Source organism: Parachryseolinea silvisoli (assembly GCF_021190955.1).
GTDB classification, from domain to species: Bacteria; Bacteroidota; Bacteroidia; order Cytophagales; family Cyclobacteriaceae; genus Ohtaekwangia; species Ohtaekwangia silvisoli.
This window is the reverse complement of sequence record NZ_JAIOAO010000002.1, coordinates 776816-796968: the sequence shown is the minus strand read 5'-3', so window position 1 is coordinate 796968 and position 20153 is coordinate 776816. Positions and strand designations below refer to the sequence as shown.

20 protein-coding genes are annotated in these 20153 nt (G+C 51.5%); 11 read left to right on the top strand and 9 right to left on the bottom strand.

Translation table 11 applies throughout. The features are described 5' to 3' along the window. Positions 1 to 8 precede the first annotated feature (8 nt). Positions 9 to 500 (top strand): GNAT family N-acetyltransferase, encoded by a 492-nt coding sequence (locus K7P01_RS13230; RefSeq protein WP_267293687.1) that lies wholly within the window; start codon positions 9 to 11, stop codon positions 498 to 500. Between the two features lie 20 nt (positions 501 to 520). On the opposite strand, the gene K7P01_RS13225 is transcribed toward K7P01_RS13230, so the two are convergent. Genes K7P01_RS13225 through K7P01_RS13215 form a run of 3 tightly spaced genes read right to left on the bottom strand, consistent with a single transcriptional unit; the run spans position 521 to position 2129 of the window. Then, a complete protein-coding gene (locus K7P01_RS13225; protein ID WP_267293685.1) occupies positions 521 to 751 on the bottom strand; it encodes a DUF2798 domain-containing protein in 231 nt (76 codons plus the stop codon). An 18-nt stretch (positions 752 to 769) separates the two neighbouring features. After that, a complete protein-coding gene (locus K7P01_RS13220; protein WP_267293683.1) occupies positions 770 to 1513 on the bottom strand; it encodes an SDR family oxidoreductase in 744 nt (247 codons plus the stop codon). Between the two features lie 19 nt (positions 1514 to 1532). After that, positions 1533 to 2129: a TetR/AcrR family transcriptional regulator gene (locus K7P01_RS13215; protein ID WP_267293681.1), complete on the bottom strand. Its 597-nt coding sequence runs from the start codon at positions 2127 to 2129 to the stop codon at positions 1533 to 1535. A 304-nt stretch (positions 2130 to 2433) separates the two neighbouring features. Between K7P01_RS13215 and K7P01_RS13210 the strand changes: the two genes are divergently transcribed. Further along, positions 2434 to 4791 (top strand): cellulase family glycosylhydrolase, encoded by a 2358-nt coding sequence (locus tag K7P01_RS13210; protein ID WP_267293679.1) that lies wholly within the window; start codon positions 2434 to 2436, stop codon positions 4789 to 4791. A gap of 75 nt (positions 4792 to 4866) precedes the next feature. Here the strand turns inward: K7P01_RS13210 and K7P01_RS13205 are convergent, their stop codons facing one another. The 3 genes from K7P01_RS13205 to K7P01_RS13195 are packed head-to-tail and all read right to left on the bottom strand — an operon-like array spanning position 4867 to position 7162. Then, positions 4867 to 5169 carry a DUF4286 family protein gene (locus K7P01_RS13205; RefSeq protein WP_267293677.1) on the bottom strand — a complete coding sequence of 101 codons (303 nt, stop codon included), beginning with the start codon at positions 5167 to 5169 and terminating at the stop codon, positions 4867 to 4869. Between the two features lie 26 nt (positions 5170 to 5195). Then, positions 5196 to 5858, bottom strand: coding sequence for a DUF2461 domain-containing protein (locus tag K7P01_RS13200; protein WP_267293675.1), 663 nt, complete (start codon positions 5856 to 5858; stop codon positions 5196 to 5198). A 20-nt stretch (positions 5859 to 5878) separates the two neighbouring features. Beyond that, entirely contained in the window at positions 5879 to 7162 is a 1284-nt protein-coding gene (locus K7P01_RS13195; RefSeq protein ID WP_267293673.1) for a UDP-N-acetylmuramoyl-tripeptide--D-alanyl-D-alanine ligase, read from the bottom strand. Between the two features lie 121 nt (positions 7163 to 7283). Between K7P01_RS13195 and K7P01_RS13190 the strand changes: the two genes are divergently transcribed. From K7P01_RS13190 to ftsY, 6 genes are all read left to right on the top strand, one after another. Then, positions 7284 to 9512 carry a T9SS type A sorting domain-containing protein gene (locus tag K7P01_RS13190; protein WP_267293671.1) on the top strand — a complete coding sequence of 743 codons (2229 nt, stop codon included), beginning with the start codon at positions 7284 to 7286 and terminating at the stop codon, positions 9510 to 9512. A gap of 27 nt (positions 9513 to 9539) precedes the next feature. After that, positions 9540 to 10190 carry an HAD family hydrolase gene (locus K7P01_RS13185; protein WP_267293669.1) on the top strand — a complete coding sequence of 217 codons (651 nt, stop codon included), beginning with the start codon at positions 9540 to 9542 and terminating at the stop codon, positions 10188 to 10190. 87 nt (positions 10191 to 10277) lie between these two features. Beyond that, entirely contained in the window at positions 10278 to 10517 is a 240-nt protein-coding gene (rpmB, locus tag K7P01_RS13180) for a 50S ribosomal protein L28 (RefSeq protein ID WP_254082665.1), read from the top strand. Between the two features lie 19 nt (positions 10518 to 10536). After that, positions 10537 to 10719, top strand: coding sequence for a 50S ribosomal protein L33 (rpmG, locus tag K7P01_RS13175; protein WP_254082664.1), 183 nt, complete (start codon positions 10537 to 10539; stop codon positions 10717 to 10719). 2 nt (positions 10720 to 10721) lie between these two features. Continuing rightward, the gene (locus tag K7P01_RS13170; RefSeq protein WP_267293665.1) at positions 10722 to 10877 is read left to right on the top strand and encodes a DUF4295 domain-containing protein; all 156 of its coding nucleotides are present in this window, start codon (positions 10722 to 10724) and stop codon (positions 10875 to 10877) included. Between the two features lie 101 nt (positions 10878 to 10978). Further along, positions 10979 to 11932, top strand: a complete 954-nt coding sequence (ftsY, locus tag K7P01_RS13165; RefSeq protein WP_267293663.1) for a signal recognition particle-docking protein FtsY — start codon at positions 10979 to 10981, stop codon at positions 11930 to 11932. A gap of 11 nt (positions 11933 to 11943) precedes the next feature. Here ftsY and K7P01_RS13160 read toward each other — a convergent pair whose 3' ends face one another. After that, entirely contained in the window at positions 11944 to 12732 is a 789-nt protein-coding gene (locus K7P01_RS13160) for a DUF6048 family protein (RefSeq protein ID WP_267293661.1), read from the bottom strand. Further along, positions 12716 to 14026 (bottom strand): hypothetical protein, encoded by a 1311-nt coding sequence (locus K7P01_RS13155; RefSeq protein ID WP_267293659.1) that lies wholly within the window; start codon positions 14024 to 14026, stop codon positions 12716 to 12718. Before K7P01_RS13155 ends, K7P01_RS13160 begins: the two co-directional genes overlap by 17 nt. A gap of 137 nt (positions 14027 to 14163) precedes the next feature. Here K7P01_RS13155 and rimO point away from each other — a divergent pair, with 137 nt between their 5' ends. The 3 genes from rimO (at position 14164) to K7P01_RS13140 (ending at position 17780) form a co-directional block, all read left to right on the top strand. Continuing rightward, positions 14164 to 15477 (top strand): 30S ribosomal protein S12 methylthiotransferase RimO, encoded by a 1314-nt coding sequence (gene rimO, locus K7P01_RS13150; RefSeq protein WP_267293657.1) that lies wholly within the window; start codon positions 14164 to 14166, stop codon positions 15475 to 15477. A 147-nt stretch (positions 15478 to 15624) separates the two neighbouring features. Beyond that, complete coding sequence (gene bshC / locus K7P01_RS13145; protein ID WP_267293654.1) at positions 15625 to 17211, top strand: bacillithiol biosynthesis cysteine-adding enzyme BshC; 1587 nt, start codon at positions 15625 to 15627, stop codon at positions 17209 to 17211. Beyond that, entirely contained in the window at positions 17208 to 17780 is a 573-nt protein-coding gene (locus K7P01_RS13140; protein WP_267293652.1) for a 5-formyltetrahydrofolate cyclo-ligase, read from the top strand. Before bshC ends, K7P01_RS13140 begins: the two co-directional genes overlap by 4 nt. Here the strand turns inward: K7P01_RS13140 and K7P01_RS13135 are convergent. Then, positions 17777 to 20152, bottom strand: coding sequence for a hypothetical protein (locus K7P01_RS13135; RefSeq protein WP_267293650.1), 2376 nt, complete (start codon positions 20150 to 20152; stop codon positions 17777 to 17779). The genes K7P01_RS13140 and K7P01_RS13135 overlap by 4 nt on opposite strands. Position 20153 lies beyond the last annotated feature (1 nt).

Genomic DNA, 20153 nt, shown 5'->3' with positions numbered 1-20153 from the left:
TAATCATCATGGCATTTCAGATTCGCAAAGGAAAAAAAGAAGATTTATCGCGCGTGCTGGAGCTTATTAAAGAACTGGCATTGTTTGAACGCGCGCCTCACGAAGTAACAAATACCGTCGAGCAAATGGAGCGCGACGGCTTTGGACCCACGCCCATCTACGGTTTTTTTGTAGCCGAGAATGAGCAGGGTATTGTGGGGTTGTCGCTGTATTACTGGCGGTATTCTACGTGGAAGGGGAAGCGGCTTTATTTGGAGGACATCATCGTTACCGAAAGCCAACGTGGCGGCGGCATTGGGCAGGAGCTTTTCAACCGGACGATGCAATGTGCGCTGGATGAAAATTGTAATGGTATGATCTGGCAGGTGTTGGATTGGAATACGCCGGCCATTGAGTTTTATAAGAAGTATGGGGCGGCGATTGATGGTAGTTGGATGAATTGCTCGCTGGAGCGCGGGCAATTGGAAAGTTTATTGCAAAATAAAGGGCTTACGGTGTAAGCCCTTTATTTTGCCACTGACTATTCTCTGTGCGGAATCAACCGATGAACCAGTACCTGAATCCTGGGGCCGATGATTAAAATGGCGGGGATCACTACGATATAGGCCATGACCCATGATCGGAGCCAAATTTGCCAGAAGCGCTCCGTGAAGCCTACGTTAATACTAATCAGCGTAAATGAAATAACGCCTGTTGTAACGATGCCCATGAGTAAGGCGAAGGCTATCTTTTGTTTCAGTTCTGTTTTCATTGGTTGCAGGGTCGTTGCTTATGCAGGGTTCAGAACAGCAAAAGCGTCATTGGGTGATGTGCGGCTCAGCTCATAGATATAGGCTGTGTCGCCCACGCGGACTTCGTAGCTGTCTTGCTCGAACGCCGCCAACAAATCTGCGGCTACTACAGCTGGCGGTATGCCACGTTCTGCGCCACCGATGTCGTGCGAAAACTCTGTATTGACCAGGGGCGGCATGAGCTCAAACACTTTTATGCTGCTGTTCTTTGATAGCGCGTGGCGTAGCGACACGGTATATGAGTGCAGGGCCGCTTTCGTGGCGCTGTAGGTGGCAATGATGTGGTTCGGTGTATAGGCCACGATCGATGATACGTCGACGATCGCTGCTTCCGGTTGCTTGCGGAGAATCGGGATCAGTTTTTCGTTCAGTCGAATAACCGAAAGGTAGTTGGTCTCCATCTCTTCTGCCGCCTTATCGTACGTACCCTCTGCAAGGGCCAGGTCGTGTACAAAGGCCCGGCCTGCGTTGTTGATTACAACGTTTAGGCTGGGGAATTCTGCTTGCAGTTGAGCCACGAGCTTGTCGACGTCGGCTGCGCGGGTTACGTCGCTTACGATGCCTGTTACGCCGGGGAGCTGATCGGAGGCCTTCTTTAACCGACCGGCATCGCGACCGGTAATAATTACTTTGTTTCCCGCGGCGTCAAATTGTTTTGCGAGCTCCAGGCCAATGCCTGCACTGCCGCCTGTGATCAGGATGGTGTTGTTTGTTGTTTTCATAATTTATACTTGTGTGTAGTTATTCTGATAATAATTCTTTGACGGTATGTTCGACCGAACGCATCACCGTTTTCAGTAAGGCAGGCTTGCCTGTCACGCGCGCCATCATGACGCCGCCTTCGATCATGGCCACCATCGCCACCGCCACCTCTTGCGCGTTGACCGACGCCTTAAACTCGCCCGCCTGCATGCCTTGCTCGATTACCGCCACAATGGTGTCTTTCCAATCCATCACGGCAGCATGCGCGCGTTCACGCAACGCGGGGTGTGTGTCGTCTGACTCAATCGCGGTATTTAGAATGGGGCAACCGCCTTCTGGAAAAGCATTGCGAAAGGAAGGGTCGCTGTAAACGCGTATGTACGCCATCAGCTTCTCGTGCGCCGAGTCAGCCAGGGCCATTTCCGATTGGATCAGCGTGTGGACCATGTTGAGGTTGTAGTCAAAGGCGGCCAGGGCTACTTCGTCTTTGTTCGCAAAGTTGTTGTAAATGCTACCCTTCGTCAGGCCAGTTGCCTTTTCGAGATCTGATAGCGACGTGCCCGCGTAACCTTTCATGTTAAACACGGGGGCCGTGCGCTCGATGATAAATGTCCGGGTTTGTTCTGCTTTTGGCATTGTTCTTAACCTTTTGGTAAAACCATACCGATCGGTATGGTCTTAGAACCATGTCGCCCGCCATTAGGTTCACGCAGCCAAAAAAAAATTCATCGTTATTTTCTACCCATTGGAAGCTAACCCTTGTAAAGAGATTTTTTGGGCTCTGCCTTTTAATAATTGACGCCAACCGTTTAATCAATGCTTTTTTTCTTTCCCCCATTCATCCGGAGTTTTAATTCCCTCTTCAGGCCGTGCACGGCCTGTTTCAAGCGTACAACCAAAACCAAATTTGAATACTATGATTAAACTATTCCGAATTGTTATGTTACACCTACTGTTGATCGCGGCCTGCTGGCAGCTGTCGGCGCCGTCGGCGCACGCACAGACGCCCGTGCAGAAAAACGGTCAGCTAAAGGTGATTGGTACCAAGCTTTGCAACCAGTATGGCAATCCCATTCAGTTGCGCGGTATGAGTACGCACGGCATTCAGTGGCACGGCTGGGGAAAGTCGCTGAACGAAACCTCTCTCAATACACTCGCGTACGACTGGGGCGCTGACATTCTCCGCATTTCGCTGTATGTGCAGGAAGGTGGCTACGAAACAAACCCAACCGGTTACACCAACCAGGTGAAGACACTGGTGAATGAAGCTACCGAACGCGGCATGTATGCCCTGGTAGACTGGCACCAGCTCACCCCGGGTGACCCGAACTTCAACCTCGCACGCGCCAAGACCTTTTTCACGGAGATTGCCAACACGTTTAAGGACTACAATAACATCATCTATGACGTGTGCAACGAGCCCAACGGCAACAACACAACATGGCCTGTTATTAAGACGTATGCCGACCAGATCATTCCTGTTATTCGCGCGATTGACTCGGATGCTGTAGTCCTCGTCGGTACGCATGCGTGGAGCTCGATGGGTGTGTCGATGGGCCGCAGCGCGCAAGACATTGTCAGCAACCAGCTCAGCTTCCCGAACGTGATGTATACGTTTCACTTTTATGCAAAAGATCACCGCGATCAATACCTGAACGAGCTCAGCTGGGCGGCCGACCGCCTGCCGGTGTTCGTATCCGAGTTCGGCTCACAAGAGGCATCGGGTGACGGCCCCAACGATTTTGTGATGACGCAGCGTTACATCGACATGATGCGTCAGAAGAAGATCAGCTGGACCAACTGGAACTATTCAGACGACCCGCTGTCGGGCGCAGTATGGAAGACCGGCATTTCTCCGAATGGCCCCTGGACTACAAACAACCTGAAAGAAGCAGGTCTGTGGATCCGCGACAAGATCATGAGTCCGGCCGACGACTTCCCGGGTGGTGGCACCAACCAATTGCCCACCGTGAGCATCACGGCGCCTACCAGCGGCAGTAGCTTTACGGCACCCGCCAGCATTACCATCTCGGCCAATGCCGCCGATGCTGATGGCACCATCACCGGCGTATCGTTTTACCAGGGCACTACCTTGCTGGGCACTGACAACACTGCACCGTACAGCTACACCTGGAGCAACGTGAGCGCCGGCAGCTATTCTCTCACTGCTATCGCTACGGACAATGCCGGTGCTTCTACCACATCGGGTATTGTGAGTGTTTCTGTCACTACCGGCAACAGTGGCGCAAACATTGCACTGAACAAAGCTGCTACGACCTCTTCTATTGAAGGCGCGGGCCTGGAAGGCAGCAAAGCCGTGGACGGTAACCTGTCAACACGTTGGGCCAGTGCAGAGACTGCAACCGAGTGGATCACCGTTGACCTGGGAGCAAGCTACGCCGTAAACCGGGTGAAAATTACCTGGGAGGCTGCTTATGCTGCGAACTATGTTATTGAGATCTCATCCGATAACAACAACTGGACACCGCTGCGCACGGTAACCGGCAACACCGCCCTCGTAAACGACTACGCCGGCCTCAGCGGCAGCGGACGTTATGTACGGGTCTATAATACTGTGCGTGGATTACCTTATGGTTATTCTATTTATGAACTGGAAGTATATGGTTCGCTGGTAACAAACCCGGTATCGAACATCGCTCTGAACAAGTCCGTAACAACCTCGTCCGTAGAGGCTGCGGGTCTGGAAGGTGGCAAAGCTGTTGATGGAAACACTACAACCACCCGTTGGGCGAGTGCAGAGACAGCGCTCGAGTGGATCGCTGTGGACCTGGGTGGCACCTATTCCATCAGCCGCGTGAAGATCACGTGGGAAGCTGCCTATGGCAGGGACTATGTTATTGAAACGTCCAACGACGGCAACGCATGGTCTACATTAAAACCGGTCACAGGCAACACGACGCTGGTGAATGATCACACTGGCTTGAGTGGCACGGCACGGTATGTACGTGTCAACGCTACTGTACGCGGCACCGAGTGGGGCTATTCTATCTATGAGCTGGAAGTGTACGGTACTGCGACTGCAGCTGCCCGCACCGCAGAGGCAAACGAAATCGTGAGCTATCCCAACCCGGCAGAAGATGAAGTGACCTTGCTTTTCGACGCGTCATGGCGTGGTGGCAAAGTATTGTTGCTGGATTACTCGGGCAACGTATTGAAGCAAGAGAACATCGATAACATCGAACATAACTTCGACCTGAGTGGTGTACCGACGGGAAATTACCTGTTGAAAGCAACTAACGGCACGAAGAGTACCGTTCGAAAAATACGCAAGAAGTAGCGTGTATTAACAGCTTGAAGAAAGGACATATAAAAAATACCCGGCTGACGAACCGGGTATTTTTTTTGCCTTTGTTTAAACCTCCTCCAGCAATGTGCGGAAGGCCACATGTCTATCTCTATAGCGTTGCTGGTGTGCCTTGTTCAACTCCGGCTCCACTTGCTCAACAAATTGCACTACCCGCTCAATCGTTGTGGCAAAATATTGCACGCTGTACGACACCGAGCCGTCTTCCTGGTCGTGCAACACCTTGTACATCTTCCAGTCCACAAACATGCCGGTAGCCATCACCACCGGTACATATTGCTCCTTCATCCACTGCACCCAATCCGCTTCAAGCTCCTTGTCGATGCCCACCGTTACATTATATAAAAACATGGTACAAAGTTAATGGCACGGTCTACCTATGCCAGCGCTTCTTTCAGAAAATCATTCAATGGCTTGCCCGATTTAAGTGTGTCGGCCACTTGCTTGAGAAATTTCTTATCTGCCACTTCGGCGTCGCTGAAGTTACGAATGACAATAAAGCTCTTCAGCCGCAGCCAGTCGGCATGGGGGTGATCTTTGGGGTATCCTTTGGGCGCATTCTTGAGGGCGCCTTCCTCCCAAAATTTTTCGAAGTTTGCTTTGAATTTCTTATCGCGAAAGATTTTCTCCAGCGCGGCAGCATTGTAGTCTATTTCCTGACGCACCCGGGCCAGGATCTCCGGCTCGGGTTGAAAAAATCCAATGGCTACAAAACTTTCCCCACCGGGCTGCACCTGGAAATAATATCCGGGCATGCCAAGTCCTTTGCCTGATGCGGAGAAGCCGGCACCGAAATTATTCTTATACGGTTTTTTGTCTTTGCTAAAGCGTACGTCGCGGTAGATGCGGAAGATCAGTTTCTTCGGTTCCAGGCCTGCCAGCGACGCATCAAATTTGATCATGTCGTTTAACAAGGTTCCAACAGCCTGCTCAAAATACTCACGCGCCTCTACGTAGCGCGACTTGTTCTTCTCAAACCAATCCCGATCGTTGTGCTTGGCCAGGTCTTTCAGGAACTTGAGTATGGGTGTAAACTCCATGGGTAAATACTATTGTGTGTTTATAAGCTGTCGACTATCGTTTCCAATCCAATGCCGCGTGACGCCTTTACGAGGATCGTCGCTGATTCGAGCGGATGCCTTTTTAAGTCAGCCACCAAGTCTTCCTTAGTGGTGAAGTGCCGGGCGCCGGGTAAAGCATCTGCCGTCGCACGCACGAGGTTACCGCACAAGTATACCGCGGCAAAATTCTTTTCGCGCAGCAACGCGCCCAACGCAGCATGCTCTTTTTCGGCTTCTTCCTCCAACTCGAACATGTCGCCCAGGATCGCCACTTTCCGGTCGGCTTTCATCGCCGCCAGGTTTTCAATGGCGGCCTGCATGGAGCTGGGGTTGGCGTTGTACGCATCCAATATGATGGTATTACTGCCTTTCTGTAAGATCTGCGATCGCATGTTTCCCGGCACGTAGGCGGCGATGCCCTGGTTTGCCAGTTTGTCGTCCACGCCAAAGAACTTGCCAATACACAAGGCAGCCGCAATGTTCTCAAAATTATAACTACCGATCAGGTTGGTCGTGATCGTGTCGCCGTTCTCGGCGCGTACGCGCACGAACGGGTCGGCATCGATCAACGCACAGTGATAGTAGTCGCCCGATGCCGGGTAAAATACCGGCGCGGCAAAGCGCTTGGCCATATTGGCTAACACGGGATTTTGAGATTGAATAAACACGGTGCCCTGATGCGTCAGCAGGTGCTGGTATAATTCAGACTTCGCGCGGATGATATTTTCATACCCGCCGAAAGTGCCGATGTGGGCGCGGCCGATGTTGGTAATAAAACCGTGTGTGGGATTGGCAATCGAACAAAGCAACGCGATCTCGCCGACGTGGTTGGCGCCCATTTCTACCACCGCTATTTCATACGAGTCGTCTATGGCCAGCAGTGTAAGCGGCACACCGATGTGATTGTTCAGGTTGCCTTTGGTGGCATATGTCTTAAACTTCTGGCTCAGCACGGCGCTGACCAGCTCTTTACTGGTGGTCTTTCCATTGGAGCCCGTCAGTCCTACCACCGGCATTTTTAATTGGCTGCGATGATACCGGGCCAGCGCCTGCAGGGCTGTTAACACGTCGTCCACCAGCAGGCAGCGATCGTCCACTTTATACCGGGCTTCATCTATCACTACGTACCGGGCGCCGGCCCCGAGGGCCTGCGCGGCAAATTCGTTGGCATTAAAGCGGTCTCCCTTCAGCGCAAAAAACATCGCTCCGGGCTCAATTTTACGGGTGTCGGTAGACACCTTTCCTGCCTCTTTGAACCGGGCATACAATGCGGCTATTTCCATACAGTACTATTCTCTATATTAACACGACCATCCTTCCCGGCTAACCCAGAAGAAAGTATCTTGCAGCAAGATAACAGGCCGTATCGCGACTACGTTATGCTAAGGAAGAAATTTATTTTACATGAGAAGGTTTTTACACGCCGCATTGATTCTCTTCCCGCTAGGCCTGCACGCCCAGTTTACGTATACGCTGGAAGATTCGGTGCTGGTCAACCGTGCTGAGAACAACCTGGACTTAGCCTGGGCCGGTGGATTGAACGCTGCCCAATACAACACGCTGGACCTCGACCACGATGGCAAAGACGACCTTGTGGTGTACGACCGCATGGCGGCAAAAATCTCTACCTTCCTGCAGCAAGACGGTCGTTATGTGTATACGCCTGCCTACGAACATTTTTTTCCAACCGAGATCATCAACTGGTTATTGCTGCGTGACTTTGACTGCGATGGTCACAAAGACATCTTCACCGGCGACAACTTCGGCATTCGTGTATTCCGCAACGTTACCCCCGAGGGCGGTCTCCCCGCCTGGGAGCATATTCGATTTTCCAGCGGTCCTGGCGGCGGCATGAGCGACGCGGTATTATACAAAGGCTCCGGCACGTTCAAAGTAAATCTTCAAATGGCGCCTGACGACCTGCCGTCGATTTCTGACGTAGACGGCGACGGTGACCTCGATATCTTTAGCATCAGCTTTGGCAGCAATGGCACTGTAGGCTATTATAAAAATTTTGGCATCGAGCACCACGGTACGTGTGACTCACTGGATTTCGAACGTGTGACATCCAAATGGGGTGGCTTCGTAGAATGTGGCTGCGGCGACTTTGCCTTTAACAACACTGCTTGTTTTACCGGTGGCCGGCCCGAACACGCCGGTGGCAAAAGCCTGCTTGTGCAAGACTTCACGCACGACGGCATACCCGACATATTGCTGTCGGAGGCGGCGTGTAATCACCTTTGGCTGCTCGAAAACGCCGGCACCGTCGATGCACCCCTTATTAACACCAACGTCGACTTTCCCGGGCCAACCGCCCCGAACTTCTTATACCCCGCGGCCTATTACGAGGACGTCGACTTCGATGGTAAAAAAGACATCATTGTCTCTACCAACCTGCCCAGTAAACAGATCAATCGTGCCGACCCAGCGACGTTCATCGACCTCGCACGATCGAGCTGGCTGTACAAAAACAACGGTACCAATACCGATCCATCGCTCGCCTTTGTCAAGAACAACTTCTTACAAGACGCCATGCTGGAAGTTGGAGACAATGCCGTGCCTGCCTTTTTGGATTATGACGGCGACGGTGACTTTGACCTCTTCATCAGCCAAAACAGTTCCAGCATTCTTTATGCCACGATACAGGTATACGAAAACACCGGCTCGGCCGAACTACCCATCTTTACACTCGTCGACCCGGACTATCTCATCTTCACCTCGCTACGGCTTTATAACATCAAGATCCAGTTTGCCGATATGGACGCGAACGGTAGCAACGATCTCGTCTTCACCGGCACGTCTCCTGACGATGGGGTGACGCGCCTGTATTATATTCCGAACCGTGTTAGCGGCAGCGCCAACTTTTCCCTGAACGATCGTCAGCTTATTACACTCCCTGCGCTGCCCAATAACGCTACCCTGGTCTCGTCGGAGAATATACTCGTCGTTGACGTTAACCTCGACCGGCGTCCCGATCTCTTGTATGGCCGCACCAACGGTACGCTCTTTTATTTGCGAAACACAGGAGGCCTGAACTTTGTGCTGGAGTCAAGCGCGTACCTGGGCCTGGTGTCCAGTGTGGTGCGTCAGAATATTGCTTGCGCGGTGGGCGATCTCGACGGCGACGGCGCGGCCGATTTGGTGATGGGCGATCAGACGGGTGTTCTGCGCATCGTCAGCAACTTCCGTCTTGCTACGCAGGCCGAAAATGCCGCCACCAATATTCTGTGGAATCCGCTGTTGGACGAATACGAATCCTACAACCTGGGCGGGCGTGTGTGGCCCGTGGCCGTCAATTTGTTTAGCAGTGCGCGACCGGCCCTGGTGGTGGGTAATCTGCAAGGCGGCATACACATTCTGCGCCATGACAATGAAGGCGTTCTGCCGGGAGATCCCGCGATCTACCTCGGACCTAATCCCGTCGCACGCCAGACACAACGACTGGAAGTGCGCATCGATCGGGCTGCCACGGCACAGGTTTACAGTGTCACCGGTCAGGCGGTTGGCCAACCGTTGTATCTGCAAGGGCAGCAAACAACGGATGTACCAGTGGCCTCGCTCGCGGCGGGCGTATACATTTTACGCGTGGCGATTGGCAACAAATCGTTTGCACGAAGATTTGTCGTGCTTTAATGTGGAATGTTTTGTAATTAACGCCGCATGAATAAAGCCTTTATCTTTGATATGGATGGCGTCATTGTCGACAGCAATCCTTATCACAAAATAGCTCTTCAACAATTTTGCAAACAGCTAGGGTACGACCTGACCGAAGCGCAGCTGCGCGAGAAGATTTACGGCCGCACCAACAAAGATTGGATTTCCAATTTGTTTGGCGACATCGGCGATGCCCGCATCCAGCAATACGCAGAAGAAAAGGAGGCGCTCTATCGCCAGGTGTACGACAAAGACATTAGGGCTGTGAACGGGTTGGTGGGCTTCCTGGAAAAGATGGATGCGCTCGGCATTGCACGGGCCATCGCCACTTCTGCCCCGCGCTCGAACGTAGATTTTTCTCTTTCGAAGACGCATACCGAGCGGTTTTTTCCTACTATCCTTGACGATAGTTTTGTAAGCAAAGGCAAACCTGATCCCGAGATTTATTTGAAATCAGCGGCGGCCCTGGGCTATGCTCCGGCGGACTGCATTGTCTTTGAAGATTCGCTGTCAGGCGTGCAGGCCGGCAAGCAGGCGGGGTGCAAAGTTGTGGGCATTACGACCACGCACAGCCCTGAGGAGCTACACGAGACGGATTTTATTATCCACGATTTTGCTGGTTTGGAGCCGCAGGAACTGATTTCCAAGCTTTTTTAGGGTTTTATTTAGGGATCGGTTTGTATTTATGGACTGCTTTTAACGATATTTGCAGTCCCTTTTCGAAAAGGGCTAAAAAAGCTGAATATGGCACGAGTTTGTCAAATAACCGGAAAAAGACCTCAGGTAGGCAACAATGTTTCGCACGCGAACAACAAGACCAAGCGTCGTTTTTTGCCGAACCTTCAGAAGAAGCGCTTCTTTATCCCTGAAGAGGGTAAATGGATCACTTTGAAGTTATCCACAAAAGCAATTAAGACTATCAACAAAAACGGTATCTCTGCGGTTTTAAAGGAAGCTAAAGCCAACGGAAACCTGGTACTCTAGTAAATAAAGCAAAGAAATCATGGCAAAGAAAGGTAACAGGATCCAAGTGATCTTAGAGTGCACAGAGCACAAGACCAGCGGCCAGCCGGGTATGAGTCGTTACATTACCACGAAGAACCGCAAGAACACAACAGAACGTCTGGAATTGAAGAAATACAATTCGATTCTGAAAAAAGTAACTGTACACAAAGAAATTAAATAACCATGGCAAAGAAAGTAGTTGCTACCCTGAAAAAAACCGACGGAAAAAGCTACGCAAAAGTGATCCGTGCCGTGCGGTCTGAAAAGACTGGTGCTTATACCTTCAAAGAAGAAATTGTCGCAGCTGATCTGGTGAAAGAAACACTCGCCAAGAAATAAGCTGGCCTCACAGAATAAAAGAAGTCCCCTTGAGGGACTTTTTTTTTATTTTAATTTGTACGTCGGCGTCTATCCGCAGGATGCCTTACCCCAGACCCATTATGTTCGGACTGTTTTCAAAAGACAAAAAAGAATCCCTCGATAAGGGACTTGAAAAAAGCAAGGATAGCTTCTTTGGCAAGCTGGGGAAAGCGCTTGTCGGTAAATCTACTGTAGACGACGAGGTGCTAGACAATCTCGAAGAGATTCTCGTGTCCTCCGACGTGGGTGTGGAAACAACCCTGAAGATAATCGAGCGCATCCAGGCCCGCGTGGCCCGCGACAAATACCTCGGCACTACCGAACTGGACCGGATCTTGCGTGAAGAGATCGCCGTTCTTATGTCCGAAAGCAATTCACAAGACGTAGCCGAATTCGAAACGCCTTCGGATAAAAAGCCGTATGTTATTATGGTTGTCGGGGTAAACGGCGTGGGTAAAACGACCACCATCGGCAAGTTGTCGGCGCAATTCAAAAAGAAGGGTAAGAACGTTGTACTAGGTGCAGCGGATACCTTCCGCGCTGCTGCGGTGGATCAGCTTAAGTTGTGGGGGGAGCGCGTAGGCGTGCCGGTCATTTCGCGTGGCATGAATACGGACCCTTCTGCCGTTGCATTCGACGCCGTGAAAGAAGGTGTGGATCGGAATGCCGATGTTATTATAATCGACACTGCCGGCCGATTGCACACCAAGGTCAACCTGATGGCCGAGCTCACCAAGATCAAACGCGTTATGCAAAAAGTTATACCCGATGCCCCCCACGAAGTATTATTGGTACTCGATGGAAGCACCGGACAGAATGCGGTAATCCAGGCGCGCGAGTTTACCAAAGCCACGGAAGTAACTGCGCTGGCGATTACTAAACTGGATGGTACAGCAAAGGGTGGTGTGGTGATCGGGATCTCCGACGAATTTAAGATACCCGTCAAATATATTGGCGTGGGTGAAAAGACTGATGACCTGCAGGTGTTTAATAAGACGGAGTTTGTCGATTCCCTGTTTAAGCGCAACGGCTAAGCGCTCCTGAATTATTTCTCTTTCGTACTTTCCTTCTCTGCTGTCGGCGCCGCTGCCGTAGGCACTTTGGCTTTGCCCAGGGGGATTCTGAACAACAGCACATAGTTAAAACCCCACGTGGAAGGTTTGTCGGTGCGACCAAAGCCCGGCACATCACTGGTGATCATCTCGCCGCCATCGTTGGTTTTGAGGCCGAACTTAAAACGAGCAGTATACCCCATCCAGAAACCGCCGATCATCTTGACACGAAGCCCGGTGGTCAACTCATACCAATGGCCGTGGAGGTTCGTGTTGTGATATGTATCCCTGATGTCGCCAAAATCTGGATCCGTTGTATCCACGGTGAGGTGCTCTGAATAGGTAGCGCGTCCGTAGCGCAGGCCGAAAAAGAACATGTTTTTCTCGGGATCCTTCGTAAGAAAATTCACATCGATACCGGTTCGGAAATAGCGGCCGTCGTTGTCATATACGTTGCCACTGCCATCAAAGCTACGAGACCACGTGCCGTATTCCAGTGCGAGGAAATACCGGTCAAAATCCACGTCAGCGTCAACCTCCCACCCCGAAAAAGTATTATCGTAAAAATTTCGGGCGATCGTCAGACCGTCGGTGCCAAAACGCACGCCGGTAGGAATGAACCGCCGCGGGTCTTTCGTCACCTTAACAGTATCCTTCTCGGGGGTAGCTGTAGCCACCGGGGCTTTGTCTTTTTTGGGCGCAGCCGGCTGTCGAGGGGCAGCATGCTGGGCCTGTGCGACGATGGCCACCAAAACAAACACTATGCTACTGATCAGCCTCATGGATAACCTGAATATTAGTATACGTGGGGGGATTATGTAAAGCATCGGAGTTCGTACTATTCGTTGGCGCGACGATGATGTTATCCGCATTTCCCTCATCACCTACCAGTTCGGTATATGCGGTTATGGTGCCACAATTCCGTATGCCGCTGGCGCTTGTCGTACGCCTATAGCGGATATGTACTGTATCGGTCGGTGTACTGCTGTTCGTATATTCGATATAAAATATTGTTTCGTCAGCGTCCGGGTCTACCGGCAATGTAACGCTGGAAAGATCGCGGTTGCCAGCATAAATCCTGTCGGGAGCATAGTTCGACGTAATTCGCTTGACGGCAATTGTATCGTCTTTGGTCGTTGTAGCGCCCGTTGCAGTACGCTGACGGAAGACCAGCTTTGCCAGGTTTGTTTGCGGACACCGAAATAACCGGATATTGCTCGACGGCGGATCGGTCAGATAGTTCAGAAATTCGTTGTCTTCGTCAATGCCAAGGCTGTCGGCGGCGGCCAGACCAGCATCTACTAATGTCACATCCAGATTCTCGACACGGCGTATTTCAGGGCACAGGTCGGGAAAGGAATTCTGTGGACGTGTCGTGTAAGTCACCCGTAGTTTTTGCGGGATGGTCGGGTTTCCACCACGTGTGTAGAAACTAAAGGTTGTTTCGTTTGAATATGGGTCTATTGGTAAGTAAAAAAGTGCGCGGCTGGCTTTTGGGTAAAGCACTTCACCGCTATAGTCAGCGATGATGCTGTCTACTGCCAGCGACCCGGATTTAATGTTAAAGGCAACCGTGTTGTTATTGGACGCCGACATATCATAGAAGGCCACCCCCACGTATCGCGGGTTGGGGCAACGGAGGAGCTCGATGTTGATTGCTCCGGCGGCCTTATTGGGCGCACTGCTGATTACACGTACCGAGTCTATGTCCGTATCCCGCGCCAGGAGGTCCGACACTTCATATCGCGAGCCACAATCCTCGGAAATAAACTGCGTCTTAAGGTTATATCGCAGATCGAGGTAGTGGGTGGTGCCGTCCTGATATGTAAACCTGACGTTGGTGGAATCCGTGGTGAAGTTGATTGGCACGTATACGCTGGATGTGACCGTGTCGGGAACAAAATTGTCCGTGCCGCTCACATTTACCATCACCAGTCGAACCGTGTCTGCGCGGTTGGAACCGATCACCCGAAAAGCAAATCCGACGACATTATTATTTAGACGAAAACAGTCGGGATCGTCGAGACAAGAAACGGCCAAAATCAGGAAAAAAATGAACCAGGACGACTTTTTCATGGTTTGGTTTGAGGCTGTAAAGATACTTTAACACCCGGAAGCCCAAATTCCGTGCCCGTTTATTTTTGTATTTTTGCCGCCGGAAAGGCGTTGGGGGGGCCATTTCATTTGGACCCCCACCAAATCTGCCAAGAGACATGAAGACAAAGGGAAATAAAAAGACGAAAGTCAACATTGTGACACTGGGCTGTTCCAAGAACCTGGTGGATTCGGAGGTATTGCTCACCCAGCTTCGCGGCAACGGCATCAACGCTGTACACGAGTCAAGCGACGATGACGCGAGCGTCGTGGTGATCAATACGTGCGGGTTTATCGACAATGCCAAGCAGGAATCCATCGACACCATTTTGCGATATGTCGATGCGAAGGAAGAGGGTATTGTCGACAAGGTATACGTCACAGGGTGTCTTTCCGAACGCTACAAAGACGACCTGGAAAAAGAAATCCCGGATGTTGATGCCTGGTTCGGTACCCGCGACCTGTCGCGGTTGCTGAAAGTCTTCAAAGCCAACTATAAGACGGAGCTGGTAGGCGAACGTATTTTGACGAATCCCAGCCATTATGCTTATTTAAAAATATCTGAGGGCTGCGATCGTCCCTGCTCATTTTGTGCCATTCCCCTGATGCGCGGCGGCCACATCTCGCGTCCGATGGAGGAGCTGGTCCTCGAGGCCAAAAACCTGGCCAAGAACGGCACCAAAGAACTGTTGCTCATTGCGCAAGACTCAACTTATTACGGTCTCGACCTGTATAAAAAACGCAATCTGGCAGAGCTGATGCAGCGGCTGTCGGATGTAGAAGGAATTGACTGGATCCGCCTTCACTATGCATTTCCCGCAGGCTTTCCGATGGATGTCCTTGACGTCATGGCGGAGCGGCCGAACATCTGCAAGTACCTCGACATTCCCCTGCAGCACGGCTCTTCCAAGATGCTGCAGATCATGCGGCGTGGTACAACACGCGAAAAGACCGAGCAATTGCTCGAGACCATTCGCGAGCGTGTGCCCGGCATTGCTATTCGCACAACCATGATCTCCGGCCACCCGGGAGAAACACAAGCCGAGCACGAAGAAATGCTACGTTTTATTGAGCGGTCGCGATTTGATCGCCTGGGTGTATTTGCCTACTCGCACGAAGAAAACACGCACGCATACTCCATGCCTGATGATGTACCCGCAGATGTGAAGCAAGAACGGGTAGACGAGATCATGGAGCTGCAACAAGGCATATCGCTGTCGTTGAATCAGCAGCGGGTTGGTAAAACCCTCCCGGTGCTGATCGACCGGAAAGAGGGCGGCACATTTATCGGCCGGACGGAGTTTGACTCACCGGAAGTGGATAACGAGGTCATCATCCAAAGTCCCGACAACTATCTTCGTGTCGGTGATTTTGCCAACGTAAAAATTAAATCTGCCACGGAATTCGACCTGACGGGAGAGGTCGTGTTATGATGCAGGGGCTTTAACAGATCATTAACAAATTTTATTGACCAAAGGCGGGCTGCGCTTCTCCGGTGATAGAATTCTTTCAAACATAATACCATTAATTCCCGTTATTCGGGGTGTAGTTTCTGAGTCCACCAACCTCCGCACTTTTTTATGCAGCTTGAGAAAATTCCCTTTGCTGACACCCATGCATTCCATCCCTTTTTTCTCGATTACATTCAGCAAAAAGAATCGTTGCGTCCTTTCTATAATCGCTTTCCGACGCCAGGCGAATTCAAGCAGCAGATAACCGACAAGCAAGCCGCCTTTACGCGCGACCGCCGCACGACACTCGTCGAGGTGTTGCAGCGACAATACAAAGACGTAACGACACCCGAGGCCGTACAGGTCAACATTAAGGCCCTGGCCGACGATACGACCTTTACCGTGACCACAGGTCACCAGCTGAACATTTTCACGGGACCGCTATACTTCATTTATAAGATCGTAACGGTCGTCAACACCTGTCGTCAGCTAAAGGAAAAATATCCGGACTACACCTTTGTTCCGGTATATTGGATGGCTTCGGAAGATCACGATTACGACGAGATCAAATATTTCCGGTTATACAATAAGAAGTATATCTGGGAGACTCCCCAACAAGGAGCTGTCGGCCGGTTCTCGACAAAGGACATGGCGGGGCTGCTGCGCGAAGTTCCCGGCGACATTCAACTATTCCGGGAAGCTTATACGAAAAACAAGACCTTAAGCGGCGCGGTGCGGCATTATGTCAATGCGTTATTTGGCGCTGAAGGGCTGGTGGTGATCGACGCCGATGAGACGGCTTTTAAAACCGGCTTCCGCGATGTGATCCAACAAGATATTTTTGACAACGTCGCCAAGAAACACGTTGATCAAACCACACAGGCGCTGGAAGCAAAAGGCTACAAGCCTGCTGTAAACGGTCGTGACATTAATTTCTTTTACCTGGACGAAGGCCTGCGCGCACGGATCGAAAAAGTAGGTGATCAGTTTCAGGTGGTCGATACCGATATATCGTTTACGGCCGAGGCACTCCGCGCGCTGATCGACAAGCATCCTGAAAAGTTCAGTCCTAACGTCATCCTGCGTCCACTGTACCAGGAGATGATCCTACCGAACCTGGCGTATGCGGGTGGACCTTCTGAAGTGGAGTACTGGTTGCAGCTTGGCGGTGTATTCAAACACTTCCAGGTGCCTTTCCCGATTCTCATGCCGCGCAACTTTGCGTTGGTCCTGGAGCATACCGCGCATCGTAAGTTCCTGCGGACGGAACTTCATATTCGTGATTTCTTTGAAGACAAGAACTATATCTACAATCACTGGGTATTGCAGCATTCGCCCCGCAACCTCACGGTAGGCAAAGAACGTACGGACGTTCAGGCGTTGTTCGAGGTCTTGCGTCAACGCGCCCATGAGATTGACACTACTCTCGCAGCCTATGTGGCGGCAGAAGGGAAGCGGGCGCTGAACAGCCTGGAGAAGATCGAGCACAAGTTGCTCCGCGCGGAGAAACGTTTACACAGTGACACGTTGCGACAGATCGAAGCGGTAAAAGATTTACTATTCCCGAACGGAAACTTACAGGAGCGCACCGACAACTTCCTCAACTTCTACCAGCAGGACCCGCAGTTCATCCAGCACCTGCTGCTGCATTTTGATCCATTCGATTTTCAATTCTATATCTTTGCGTACAAGCAACCGCTGGCGAACCCTGCATGACCAAGGCCGAACTACGCAAGCTTTATTCAGAAAAACGGGCAACAATGTCCGAGGCGGAATATTTCCGCCTCAATCATCTTTTAAGTGAATACTTCTTTGCGTTTGTTGATCTTTCGTTCGTGCGCGTGCTGCACAGCTTTGTGCCGATTGAAAAATTCAGAGAGCCAAACACGTGGCTAATCATTGACCGCATCCGGAGGGAGTTTCCACACATCCGGCTGTCGTTGCCACGTGTACAACCGCAGACAGGGCAACTGGAGAATATTTTTTTTGAGGGTATGCACCAGTTACAGGCTAACGCCTGGGGTATTCTGGAGCCTAAGCAAGGTGTGCCGACCGAGCCTGAAAAGATCGACATGGTGTTGGTGCCGCTGCTGGCCTTTGATGTATACGGTAATCGTGTGGGCTATGGCAAAGGCTTTTATGACCGGTTCCTGCCGCTGTGCAAGCCTTCGTGCCAACGCGTCGGATTATCCTTGTTTACTGAACCCGTGGCAATAGATGATACCAATGCCTTTGACCAACCGCTGACTCAAATTGTTACACCGGCGGGTGTGACGGTGTTCTAACGTTTGCCCATCGGGCCGGGCTGGTATACCACGTTAAATTTCCCTGATGCCGTGACCGGTTTACCCGAGTATGTGATGCCATCAATCTCGATGTTATACTCGCCCGTATTGTCCGGTGTATAAAAAGACAATGTCGCGTTGCCGGCTTCGTCTGTCGTTACGTCGGGATTCCAGTAGAGGGCGGGCAAAATCTGCGGATATCGTTGTATGGCGTCGGCATCCGCACCTGTTAGTAATGGTTTTATAGGCGTAATGCCCTGTACCTTTAGCGTGGTGACTGGTATCGGCACACTGGCAGCGTTGCCTGGGATCGTGGTCTCTATCAAAACAATACCACTTTTGCCGATCTGGCCGAATGTCCGAAGTTTATCGTTTGAACATACTACTTTGATCGTAGCAACATCTTCCGGCTTGAGCGACATGAAGTAATCGGTATCATCTGTCAGGACACCGTCGATTATATACACGGGTGATTCTTTGCCCAGTGCCTCCAGGTCGGGTAAGAATACCCGTACCACGTGTTGCTTGTTGTGCCAGCGATGTTGTACAAAGGGGATGATCTCGCGGAGCGTTTCTTCCATGTCGGGAAAGAGCAGGTAGTCGCGCAGGTTTACAGTAACATCGGGGCCGAAGATCTCTTCTTCCAGGAATGCATGCGGGTTTGCTTTCTCATAGTTCTGTTGTTGCGCATGCTTCAAAAATCCATAGGCCTGATCGATCGTCAGTTTTTGCGTGGCGAACGTGGCGTATGGCGAGGATGTAGCCGTCTCCCGGTATACCGTGCGATTGTCCGGCGTCGGGGGCGCGGCATCTTCCAGCGACATTGTCACAACGACATCTTTTACAGTGACGCCCTTTACATCGGCGCGGTAGTATACCAGGTCATCGCCGATAAAGTCATTTAGCAAAGGAAAGCTGAATCGTCCTTCTTTGTTGAGATAGATAGAGTATGTCATCACGTCTTTTTCGAGGAAGAATGTAATGCGGGTTGAGTCGGGAAGCGGTTTGGAAGATTGCTGAAACGTGGCGCGACCGGCGAAACGCAGGGATGTACTAAAGCTATAATCATTACGCGCCTCGGCGTTGTTCCAAACGTCCGGCCATGTGAACAGTTTGTCCTGTTGGGTGATGAGGAAATTATCAAAGGCCTGCGGCGTGCTGGTCAGAAATGGCGCATACGCGGTATATGGCAAATTGCCGGAGACCTGTAGCGGATGGATGCGCGGCGATACTGCCGGAGGGAACAGGTCGTGCTGGTATATCCGTACCTGCAGCTTGGTTTTTGTGATGCCTGTTTTATCCTCCACATGTAGTTTTAGCGTTACTTTTTCACGGGTGTTGTATACTTGTTTATCGAAGGTGCTGGTGATCTGCACGGGGGCGGCCTCTTCTACAAAAAACAAACGCTCGGCTAGTACTGTACCGTCTGGGCGAAACAACGTGGCCCGGGTCATGCCTGAGGGCAGGTTTCCGACGGGGATCATCACCATGCCGTTACGGCTCTCGCCAAACTGGATCGTCGCACTGTAGTACACGTGTCCTTGCGCACTAATCACGAGGTAGGCGCGGTTGTGGTCGGTGGTGAATGTTTGCTGACCCGCTTGCAGAATGATGCGTACGGGAGCCTCCGCACTGGTGTGCGTCAACAGCATATTTACACCGACGTTAGTCGACGCGGGAAGTGCCGTGCGGACACCCTTGCTTCCAACGGCAGTATAGGTTTCGCCGGGTTGCGGCGTCAGAAAAAAGAAGCCGAGACCGGCGCTGTCGAGCGTGCAGGTGGCGACCGTACTACCGGACGATGTTACAATATCGTTTTGTGTGCCCGGCGCACCGGTCATGACAATCTTGTTGCTAACCTGCTGTACGAGATTGCCTCCCTCCGGATAAAATGCAGGGGTGTAGATCGGGCTACCCGCAAGGCTCTTTTCGGTAACGATCGGCAACCTGGTTTGGTAGAGCAACGACTTGTCGAAGTTATTCATCCAATTGCTGTACGCGGTAACGGTATACATACCGGCGGGAAGTGACGGCGGAATTACCAACTGGTTGTAGCCAAATCCGTCGCGGATCAATACTTGTTGTCGTATAACGGGGGTATTCTGGCCGTCCATCAGGGAGACCTGTATGATCTGCCGGCCGCCGATGCCGCGCAGACCCTGTTCACTGAGAAACGATATGTGGAAATACGCGGTGTCACCCGGGTAATACGCGGGTTGGTTAAAAAAGAGGTGCAGCTTAACGGGCAGGCGATTCTCGTAAAACGCTGCCAGCTTTTCTTTCAAACGCACCACAAACGGGTCTTCCTGCGCCCGCAGTGAACAGAGGGGAGTCAGGAGAGCTATAGCAAGGGAGAGTGCCAGTTTTTTCATA